Annotated in this window: 12 protein-coding genes; 9 read left to right on the forward strand and 3 right to left on the reverse strand. The window is 34.2% G+C overall.

Annotation, left to right across the window (positions count from 1 at the left end; translation table 11 throughout):
• Together RT261_RS20695 and RT261_RS20700 are read left to right on the forward strand one after the other, a co-directional pair.
• The coding region (locus RT261_RS20695; protein ID WP_313135058.1) for a DNA-directed RNA polymerase subunit alpha at nt 1-910 on the forward strand (910 nt) is incomplete at its 5' end.
• 26 nt (nt 911-936) lie between these two features.
• The gene (locus RT261_RS20700) at nt 937-1,473 is read left to right on the forward strand and encodes a bL17 family ribosomal protein (protein ID WP_313135060.1); all 537 of its coding nucleotides are present in this window, start codon (nt 937-939) and stop codon (nt 1,471-1,473) included.
• A 229-nt stretch (nt 1,474-1,702) separates the two neighbouring features.
• On the opposite strand, the gene lepB is transcribed toward RT261_RS20700, so the two are convergent.
• On the reverse strand, nt 1,703-2,227 hold the full coding sequence (gene lepB / locus RT261_RS20705; protein WP_313135061.1) for a signal peptidase I: 525 nt from the start codon (nt 2,225-2,227) through the stop codon (nt 1,703-1,705).
• 284 nt (nt 2,228-2,511) lie between these two features.
• On the opposite strand from lepB, the gene RT261_RS20710 reads away from it, so the two are divergent.
• From RT261_RS20710 to rpsI, 6 genes are all read left to right on the forward strand, one after another.
• Nucleotides 2,512-3,360 (forward strand): energy-coupling factor transporter ATPase, encoded by an 849-nt coding sequence (locus RT261_RS20710; RefSeq protein ID WP_313135063.1) that lies wholly within the window; start codon nt 2,512-2,514, stop codon nt 3,358-3,360.
• A 162-nt stretch (nt 3,361-3,522) separates the two neighbouring features.
• The gene (locus tag RT261_RS20715) at nt 3,523-4,398 is read left to right on the forward strand and encodes an energy-coupling factor transporter ATPase (protein WP_313135072.1); all 876 of its coding nucleotides are present in this window, start codon (nt 3,523-3,525) and stop codon (nt 4,396-4,398) included.
• Entirely contained in the window at nt 4,391-5,191 is an 801-nt protein-coding gene (locus tag RT261_RS20720) for an energy-coupling factor transporter transmembrane component T family protein (RefSeq protein WP_313135064.1), read from the forward strand. Before RT261_RS20715 ends, RT261_RS20720 begins: the two co-directional genes overlap by 8 nt.
• 45 nt (nt 5,192-5,236) lie before the next feature.
• Nucleotides 5,237-5,995 (forward strand): tRNA pseudouridine(38-40) synthase TruA, encoded by a 759-nt coding sequence (truA, locus tag RT261_RS20725; protein WP_313135066.1) that lies wholly within the window; start codon nt 5,237-5,239, stop codon nt 5,993-5,995.
• Nucleotides 5,996-6,305: 310 nt separating this feature from the next.
• Nucleotides 6,306-6,740, forward strand: a complete 435-nt coding sequence (rplM, locus tag RT261_RS20730; protein ID WP_313135067.1) for a 50S ribosomal protein L13 — start codon at nt 6,306-6,308, stop codon at nt 6,738-6,740.
• A gap of 28 nt (nt 6,741-6,768) precedes the next feature.
• Nucleotides 6,769-7,161: a 30S ribosomal protein S9 gene (rpsI, locus tag RT261_RS20735; RefSeq protein ID WP_313135068.1), complete on the forward strand. Its 393-nt coding sequence runs from the start codon at nt 6,769-6,771 to the stop codon at nt 7,159-7,161.
• A gap of 122 nt (nt 7,162-7,283) precedes the next feature.
• Here the strand turns inward: rpsI and RT261_RS20740 are convergent, their stop codons facing one another.
• Both RT261_RS20740 and RT261_RS20745 read right to left on the reverse strand, forming a co-directional pair.
• A complete protein-coding gene (locus RT261_RS20740) occupies nt 7,284-7,889 on the reverse strand; it encodes a site-specific integrase (RefSeq protein WP_313135069.1) in 606 nt (201 codons plus the stop codon).
• A 9-nt stretch (nt 7,890-7,898) separates the two neighbouring features.
• On the reverse strand, nt 7,899-8,168 hold the full coding sequence (locus tag RT261_RS20745) for a phage integrase SAM-like domain-containing protein (protein ID WP_313135070.1): 270 nt from the start codon (nt 8,166-8,168) through the stop codon (nt 7,899-7,901).
• A 223-nt stretch (nt 8,169-8,391) separates the two neighbouring features.
• Here RT261_RS20745 and RT261_RS20750 point away from each other — a divergent pair, with 223 nt between their 5' ends.
• Nucleotides 8,392-10,170: a DUF262 domain-containing protein gene (locus tag RT261_RS20750; protein ID WP_313135071.1), complete on the forward strand. Its 1,779-nt coding sequence runs from the start codon at nt 8,392-8,394 to the stop codon at nt 10,168-10,170.
• Nucleotides 10,171-10,703: the final 533 nt, after the last annotated feature.

The raw sequence follows: 10,703 nt of genomic DNA on the forward strand, positions 1-10,703 counted from the left end.
TAAAAAATTTGGACGTTTTGTAGTAGAACCTTTGGAACGAGGATACGGTACAACACTAGGTAATTCTCTAAGAAGAATTATGCTTTCATCCTTACCCGGAGCCGCTGTCAGTCAAGTTAAAATCGACGGTGTTGTTCACGAATTCAGTGCTATTTCTGGTGTAAAAGAAGACGTAACTGAAATCATTATGAATATTAAAGGCTTAGCAATTAAAAACTCCAATGAAACAAATGAACCTAAGACTGCATACATTGAATTCGAAGGTGAAGGAGTTGTAACAGCTGCTGATATTCAGGCTGATCCGGATATAGAGATTCTTAATCCTGAAATACCAATAGCAACACTGAATGGCGGTGCTGATAGTAAATTATATATGGAACTTACTATTACAAAGGGTAGAGGATATATTAGTGCAGATAAAAACAAGAATGAAGATTTACCAATTGGAGTTATCCCAATTGATTCTATCTACACTCCTGTAGAACGTGTTAATATATCTGTTGAAAACACTCGTGTTGGTCAGATAACAGATTTTGATAAGCTTACACTAGATGTTTATACCAATGGAACTTTAGGACCAGATGAAGCGGTTAGTTTAGCTGCTAAAGTTTTAAGCGAACATCTGAATTCTTTCATTGATTTATCCGAGAATGCAAGAACTGCAGAAATTATGATTGAAAAAGAAGATAATGAGAAAGAGAAAGTTCTTGAAATGAATATTGACGAACTAGAGTTATCTGTTCGTTCCTATAATTGCTTGAAGAGAGCAGGTATAAATACGGTTGAAGAATTAACTAACAAAACTTCTGAAGATATGATGAAGGTTAGAAACCTTGGTCGTAAGTCCTTGGAAGAAGTACTTGCAAAGCTAAAAGAGCTTGGTTTATCACTTGCTAGTAGTGAAGACTAAAGACAGAGGTCAAAGGAGGGAAAGAAATGGCAGGCTATAGAAAACTAGGAAGAACTTCCAGTCAGAGAAAAGCGTTGCTTAGAAATCAAGTAACGAATTTATTATATCATGGCAAAATCGTGACTACTGAAGCAAAAGCAAAAGAAATCCGCAAAATTGCTGAAGGTATGATTGCATTAGCTGTTAAAGAAAAAGATAATTACGATACTGTAACTGTAACTGCTAAGGTTGCTCGTAAAGATAAAGACGGCAAAAGAGTAAAGGAAGTTGTAGACGGTAAGAAAGTTACTGTATACGATAACGTTGAAAAAACAATTAAGAAAGACAAAGCATCCCGTCTTCATGCAAGAAGACAAATGCTTAAAGTTCTTTACACTGTTACAGAAGTACCAGCAGAAGCAGCAGCTAAGAAGAAGAATACAAAGACTGTTGATGTAACAGATAAATTATTCGATGAAATTGCACCTAAGTATGTAAGCCGTAATGGTGGTTATACAAGAATCGTTAAGATTGGACCACGTAAAGGTGATGCTGCTATGGAAGTTTTAATTGAATTAGTGTAAATAGCATTAAAAACATAAATTATATAAAAGAATGTCTGTTGTAAACTGTCATTCTAAAACTAAAAGGCGAAGAACCTCACATATTAGTTGAGATTCTTCGCCTTTTGGGATTAAGGCATCATACAATGTGTTGGGGTGGAGGGCTTTCGGAACCCGCACCTAGATAAAAACGATATATTAAGGAGCTATTTTTATAATTCATTTTTGACCTTGGTATTGGATATGTATCTTACTCAATAAAGCCTAATTTGGGGGAATAACGAAATACAGCCTTTCCAATAATCTTTTCCTTCTTTACAAAAGGATGTTCCCAAAATCTCGAATCTAAAGAGGAATTACGATTATCTCCCATCATAAAATAGGAATCCTCCGGCACCGTATAAGGTCCATAAGAACCTTTGGGAGTTTCTTTTAAATAATCTTCTGTTAAAGGCTCTGTATTACCATTTATGTACACTTTTCCATCAATAATTTCAATTGTTTCACCAGGAAGTCCGATGATTCTCTTTAAATAGTTAGTAGATTCATCATCTGGAAGAGGAAACATTATAATATCTCCGCGCTTTGGCTTTGAGAAAAGATAGGCCAGTCGATAACCAACAATTTGATCATGAGTCATTACCGTATTCTCCATGGAACCGGTTGGTACTTCTGCTTTTACAATAATAAAATTATTTATAACAAGTGCAATAACAAATGCTGAAACAATAATTTTTATCCAACTAAAAATTTCTGATTTCTTATCTTCGTTCATATGGTTTCTCCTTTAGTACACAATTTATTTATACTATTGCCAAACATTAACATACATAAAAATATATACTATTATTTGATGTATGTCAATGAAACAGTTATTAAAGAAAATAATAAACTATTGAGAAAACAGCAAGAATATTATTAAAAATTTAAAGGAACATTATACAAGGCCATGACATAATAAAAGAATTGTAAAATGGCATTGCATTTAGTATAATAATAATTTACAATGTATAAAGTTGATGAAATTGAATCGAGAATACGAGAATTAAGGGATGGGCCATGGAAATTATAAGATCAGAAAACTTAACATTTGAGTACATCAGACGAGATGAAGAAGGTAATGTAGAGTCTATTAATCGTGCAATTGATCATGTTAATATAGAGGTACAAAAAGGTGACTTCGTTGCGATCTTAGGTCATAATGGATCCGGTAAGTCTACTTTAGCAAAACACATTAATTCTATTCTGGTGCCAACAGAAGGTACTATGTGGTTTAAAAACATGAATACCAATGATGAAGATAAACTTTGGGATATTCGTCAGTCGGCAGGGATGGTTTTTCAAAACCCTGATAATCAGATTATAGCAACTGTAGTTGAGGAAGATGTGGGCTTTGGCCCTGAAAATCTGGGAGTTCCTACAGATGATATTTGGAAAAGGGTAGAAGAAAGTCTTAATGCCGTAGGTATGATTGAATACAGAACCCATTCCCCCAATAAATTATCTGGGGGACAAAAACAACGGGTTGCCATTGCAGGAATTATGGCAATGAAACCAGAATGTATTGTTCTTGACGAACCAACGGCTATGTTAGATCCCAATGGACGTAAAGAGGTAATACGAACGATTAAAGAATTAAATGAAAAAGAAAAGGTGACTGTTATACTGATTACCCACTACATGGAAGAAGTAATATCCGCAAATAAAGTATTTGTCATGGATGAGGGTAAAATAGTAATGGAGGGAACTCCAAAAGAAATCTTTTCAAAAGTCGATCTGTTGAAGAAATATAGATTAGACGTTCCCCAGGTAACAGAATTAGCCTTTGAGTTAAAGAAGAGCGGTCTAAGCATACCAGAGGGTATATTATCTGTAAAAGATTTGGTGGACGCTATTTGTAAGTTATAAAAATGAGCGTATTTATATAATAGAAAGCTTAGGCTTATGTGAGAATGTATACGGAAAAAGGTTAGACTGAAAAAACATTGCTTTTTCAACCGGCAATTAGTGCAGATGCATAAAATTGCTGACGTTATCAAAAAGCGTAGAAGCGCTGGAATTGAGGTTAATATGTCAATCATAATAGATAAATTGAATTATATATATAGCCCGGGTACAGCTTATGAAAAACATGCACTTAAAAATATTAATCTCGTTATTAATGACGGTGAATTCATAGGATTAATCGGACATACCGGTTCTGGTAAATCTACCTTGACGCAGCACCTTAACGGGTTAATGAAAGGTACCAGCGGTGATATATATTATAATGGCGAAAATATTTATGATAAAAATTATAATATGAAAAATCTAAGAAATAAAGTTGGTCTTGTGTTTCAATACCCGGAACACCAGTTATTTGAAACTACAGTTTTTAGAGATATCTGTTTTGGCCCCAGAAATCAAGGATTAGATGAATTGCAAATAGAACTAAGAGCCTACGAAGCTATGAAAATGGTAGGTTTAGATAATGATTTATTGGATGCATCACCATTTGAATTATCCGGAGGGCAAAAAAGAAGGGTAGCTATTGCAGGTGTTTTAGCGATGAAACCGGAAGTATTAATTTTAGATGAACCCACCGCAGGTTTAGATCCGAAGGGTAGAGACGAGATTTTAGATCAGATTGCATACCTTCATAAGGAAAGCAACATTACAGTAATTTTGGTTTCTCACAGTATGGAGGATGTAGCCAGATATGTAGATAGATTAATTGTTATGAATAAGGGAGAGGTAGCATTTAATGACACTCCACAAAAGGTTTTTGCCAATTACAAAGAATTAGAGGCAATAGGGCTTGCGGCACCGCAGGTTACCTATGTTATGAATGAATTAAAAGCTCGCGGAATTCCGGTTAAAACTACCTCTATTACAGTGGAGGAAGCTAAAGAAGAGATTTTACGAGTGTTAAAAAAGGGAATTGGATTGGAGATTAGAAATGATTAGAGATATTACAATTGGACAATATTATCCTTCTAATTCCATCCTTCATAAATTAGACCCAAGGGTAAAATTAGTCGGCACTATACTTTATATTGTATTCCTGTTTTTTATTCAAAATTATTATGGCTATATACTTGCTGCAGTATTTCTCGGCTTCATAATAACTCTGTCTAAAGTGCCTATTAAGTTCATATTACGTGGATTAAAAGCGGTCCTGTTTTTGCTGCTTTTTATGGTTGCATTCAACCTGTTCTTTACTCCCGGAAATGAGGCATTTAAAATTGGCTTTATAAGAGTAACATGGGAAGGTATAGAGTCAGCTATTCTTATGGGGCTAAGACTTATATTTTTGCTATTGGGTTCTTCCATTATGACATTTACGACAACTCCTAACCAATTAACGGACGGTATGGAGAAGTTAATGGGACCCTTAAAGAAAATTAAAGTACCGGTTCACGAGATATCCATGATGATGTCTATAGCTCTTCGCTTTATTCCTATATTGATGGAAGAGACTGATAAGATTATGAAGGCACAGATGGCAAGAGGTGCCGATTTTGAATCAGGCGGCTTGATAAAAAGAGCAAAGAGTTTAATTCCACTGCTGGTACCCCTATTTGTATCTGCATTCCGCAGGGCAAATGATTTGGCAATGGCTATGGAAGCCAGATGCTACCGAGGCGGCGAAGGCAGAACAAAGATGAAACCATTAAAGTATGCCGGTAAAGATATGATGGCATATCTTGTACTAATTATGTATGCGGCAGGGATTATAGTGATTAATAAGTATTTATAAGATATCGTTATTAAAAAGCACTAAAGCGCTAGAATCGAGGTTAGAATGAAAAGAGTCATGCTGGAGATTGCATATGACGGTACCAACTATTGTGGATGGCAGATACAGCCCAATGGAATTACGGTGGAAGAAGTAATAAATAAAGCACTTACAGAACTGTTAAAGGAACCAATTTTAGTCATTGGTGCAAGCAGGACAGACTCCGGTGTACATGCTTTAGGTAATGTTGCCGTATTTGATACCAATACAAAAATTCCCGGTGAGAAAATTTCATTTGCATTAAATCAAAGATTACCTAAGGATATCGTGATTCAAAAGTCCAGAGAAGTGCCTTTGGATTTCCACCCAAGGTATTGCAACAGCAGGAAAACATATGAATACAGAATCTTAAATAGCAGATTTCCGGTGCCTACGGATAGGCTGTATTCTTATTTTATATACTATCCCTTAGATGTGGATGTTATGAAAAAAGCAGCGGAGTATTTAATAGGAGAACATGATTTTAAAAGCTTTTGCTCCAACCGCACTCAGGTAGTGGATACCGTTCGTACAATATATGAGATTAATATCGAGAGAAATAAAGATATGATTGATATTACCATATCAGGAAGCGGCTTCTTATATAATATGGTAAGAATTATCGTTGGTACTTTGGTCAAGGTGGGCCTTGGAATTTATCCGCCGGAACATGTAAAAGAGATTTTGGAAAAGAAAGACCGGATGGCAGCAGGACCAAAGGCACCTGCCCAGGGATTGATGTTAAAAGGCATCGAATATCCGGATTTAGAAGATGAAAATAAGTGATTGTAAATTAGAATGATAAATTACTAATTAAAATTAGAAAAAAAGAAATTGATATAAGATAATCAATATAAAAAGATGGAAGCTGCATAAGAATTTCAACAAATTGTAAATTTATAAATATATCATAAAAATTTTGCAGATTAATCTTGACATAATGTGAGAAAAGAATAAAACTCTTGACACACCAGGCGAGATGTTATATAATATTAAGACGTGACGTGAGAATACTTGAGCCAAGCCCCGGTTAGGGTATTTTAACATATAACAATGAATATTATTGAGATTTTAATTAATCCAAGGAGGTTAAACCATGAAAAGCTTTATGGCTAGTCCAGCAACCATAGAAAGAAAATGGTATGTTATCGACGCTAACGGACACACATTAGGTCGTCTTTCATCTGAGGTTGCAAAGATATTAAGAGGAAAAAATAAACCAACTTACACACCACATGTTGACACTGGTGATTATGTAATCGTTGTAAATGCTGATAAAATAAAAGTAACTGGTAAGAAATTAGATCAAAAGATCTATTATAATCATTCTGATTATGTAGGTGGTATGAGAGAAACTACATTAAGAGAATTAAATGCTAAGAAGCCTGGAGAAGCTGTTAAATTAGCTGTAAAAGGCATGCTTCCAAAGGGACCTTTAGGAAGACAGATGATTACAAAATTGCACGTATACGCTGGCCCAGAGCACAACAATGCAGCTCAGAAACCAGAAGTATTAGAGATTAAATATTAATCAGAAAGGTTGAAAGGAGGCAATAACATTGGCTAAGGCAAAATATTACGGAACAGGAAGAAGAAAAAGTAGTATCGCGAGAGTATATTTAGTACCAGGAACTGGTAAAGTTATTATAAATAAAAGAAATATGGATGAATATTTCGGTTTAGAAACATTGAAATTAATAGTTCGTCAACCACTTGTATTAACTGATACAGTTGATAAGTTTGACGTTCTTGTTAATGTACATGGCGGTGGTTTCACTGGTCAAGCTGGTGCAATCAGACATGGTATCTCCAGAGCATTATTACATGCTGATGCAGATTATCGTCCTACATTAAAGAAAGCAGGATTCTTAACAAGAGATCCAAGAATGAAGGAAAGAAAGAAGTACGGCTTAAAAGCAGCTCGTCGTGCTCCTCAGTTCTCAAAGAGATAATGAGAATAATAGTGAAAGCCTTGAAATATCAACGTTTCAAGGCTTTTTTGATGCTTAGAAATAAGCATTTGGTGCTTATTTGGTGTTTATTGAAATAATAATTTGCCTTTTTGGCTATAGTCTTATTTGACCAACTTAAAATCAATTACCTCTGCTGTCTTTTTCCTGGTGGAAGCCAATACATCCGCATATATGTCTGCAGTTACCGAAATATCAGAATGACCCAGGTGGTCAGAAACTACTTTTATATCAACACCGCTGTTTAATAATAGCGTGGCATTGCAATGTCGGAGAGAATGAAGGGTTAGAAAATCAAATTCAGTACCTTTGAAGAATCTTCTAAATGATGTGTTAAGACTGCCTCTATCTTTATAGTTTCCAAGAGCTGATGTAAACAACATTTCAGGACGTGCGAAGTCTGGGATAGCTATCTGTAATTCTAATTGATGTTTTCTATGTTCTTTTAGTAGATCCTCAACTGTACTGCTCATGGCAATGTATCGCTTACTATTCTTTGTCTTAGGAGTGGTTAAGAAATGCTTGCCACCAACATCAGAAAGGGTATGGCATATGTGAATTGTTTTGGTGTTGAAGTCTATATCTTCCCATTGAAGCCCAAGGAGTTCGCCGGAACGCATTCCGGTATAAAGCAGCAGCTTAATCATGGTATTGAAGTCTGAGTAACCGTCAAGCATAGTAAGGAATCGTGTTAATTCTGATTCAGTCATGTACTTATGCTACTTATGCTTTTCATCCTTTGTTACGTCTTTACTTGGAAAAATAACTCCCTTTGCTGGTGTTTCTTTTATATAATTTTGATTCACTGCAAATGTGAATATACTTTGTAATATTGTGTATAACTTCTTAGCTGTAGATGGGGCTAGTGGATATTCTACTCCGTCTTTATCCGTTGTCTTATGTGAATTGAAGAAATCCGTAAGCATTCCAGTTGAAATATCTTTCAGCTTCATATTACCGAAGTATGCCATGAAGTGGTAGTTTACCATTTTATCATAGGTTCACCCTTCAAAGGTGGTTGTTTGAAACGGCTAAGTTTCTGCTACCGGCATCAGATAGCCTATAATTAATTTAGTGGAGCGGTTTATCTACTCCTTTTTATGTGTACTGGTACAACTGTTCAGTATGGGATGAAATATGGATGATAAGGTATTATTTTGTTGCATGATTTGACTAAAGGTGGTAGTATTTGGTTGAAAGGAGTGAAATATTATGGGACTTATACCAAGTGGACTTAGTATACAAGAGGCATATAGACGATATCGTAATGGACAAATCATGGTTAATCGCAAATATCAAAGAAAGCTAGTATGGACGGAAAAAGAAAAGCAAATGCTAATAGATAGCATTTTACATGAATATCCTATTCCGTTAATACTGTTTGCTGAAAGGCAAGATGAAAATGGAATTGAGATATATGAAATATTGGATGGAATGCAAAGGCTAAATGCTATATTTGGTTTTATAGAAAATGAATTTAGTATTAATAATAAATACTTTGATGTTGGTCAGTTAGCAAGAGCAAAACAATTATCAGATGCGGGGATTATAACCACTCCTTTGATAGCACAGTTTTTATCTGAAACGGAATGTGCTAATTTCTTAGATTATCAATTAGCTGCAACATCATATCAAACTATACAAGAAGATACTATAATTGAAATATTTGGTCGAATAAACTCTGGTGGAAGAAGATTAAGTAATCAAGAAAAGAGACAGGCAGGAATATCATGTGAATTTTCAGATTTAGTAAGAAGTCTAGCAGCTGATATCAGAGGTGATTCTACAAATGAAATTATTCTATTACCTGACATGCCTCAAATAAGTATTGGTAGTAATAGAATTAATGACAATTATGGACTAAAAGCAGAAGATATTTTTTGGGTGAAACAAGGGATTTTAGCAGTGCAAAATTTAAGAGATAGCGATGATGAAGAGATTATTGCAGATATTGCAATATCAATATTGCTAAACCAACCTTTCCCGAGAAGTAAAGAGTTATTAGACGAGGCATATAACCCTGAATCTACTTTGTATAAAGAAATAGAAGCTTCTTTATATTCATATAGTGTAGACAAACTAAAACTTGAAATCAAAAACACATTCTCAGTATTAAAAAATACTATTGAAAGTATTAGTTTAGAAAATAATTTTTTTAGAAAGACAATATACCCTACATCTCGCAGTCCGGTTAAAAATGGCTTTTATACTGTGTTTATGGCGTTTCACCATTTATTGGTTGAGGAAGATTTATCGCCTTATGATAATGATAGTATTATTAATAGCCTTAAAAATCTTCAATCAAAAATTACTATGAGTACTCACTATACAAATACAGCAGATAGAAATAAAAATATTGATTTGACTATAGGACTAATACAAAAGTATTTTGTTAAAAAAGTTCCTTCTACATTAAAGCATGGAGCAGGATTAGCTATCGATTTTGAAAACTCAATTTTAAGATCAAAAATTGAAACGCCAAGGTATGAATTTAAGCAAGGTTTTTTAAGATTATCAGATGATCGAAAATATGATAAAAGTTTAGAAGATCAAATTACTAAGACAATTTGCGCTATGGCGAACATTGGTCCTGATACAGAAAGTTTTATATTTATTGGAGTATCTGATAAAGAGGATGATGCTAGAAGAATTTCAGAACTAGATAATGTTGAACCAATTAGGATATTGAAACATCATGTTGTAGGAATTGAGAGAGAGGCTAAATTATTAAATATTTCTGTAGAAGATTACTGTAGAAGGATAGTATCGTTTATTAGAAGTTCTCCGTTAATGAAAGAATTAATTACTTCAGTTTTATCCAATATCGATGTAATTGAATATAAAAATATGACAGTAATTCGCATAAAAGTGACACCGCAGAAACACATATCATATTATGGAGATGATGTATACATAAGGCAGCATAACGAAACTAAACAAATGAAAACAGCGAAAGAAATAATGGCGGTAGCTTCACTGTTTAACACATAGTTTAATTGAGACAATATCTATCTAAGACTTTATTATACACTATACTCAACAGACCAAGCCGCACTGTCTATTGATGTATTTACTATAAATAGTTTAATAGTAACTTAAATTAGCAGTATAAAATCAGTAACCTTTAATAATTTGGCCCTAATATATAATACAGATAAAATATATAATAAGTCTCTTTAAATAAGTATTTACTAACAAAGGGAAAAGACAGCGATTTTGGGGGACGTGGGTGTTTTTTCTTAGTTTGGTGTTTATTTGGTGTTTAAACTTACATTAAGAGATAAAAAGATAATAAAAGAGAGACAAAGATAGGATTATTAACTGCTGAGAAATGCAATATTTGTGCGGTGTTGTGAAAAGATAGAAAAAGTATAAAAAATGCTTAATGGTACTCAAAGAGATAATTTCATGAAATTACAAAACCTCAAAAACCCAGTGTTTTTGGGGTTTTTTTATTGTGTGCCAGGCATGGCACTAATCTAGCTAGTGAAAGTCTAGCCACGGGTATTTACCGCCAAGTGTAG

The sequence above is a fragment of the Anaerocolumna sp. genome (genome assembly GCF_032079385.1).
GTDB lineage: Bacteria > Bacillota > Clostridia > Lachnospirales > Lachnospiraceae > Anaerocolumna.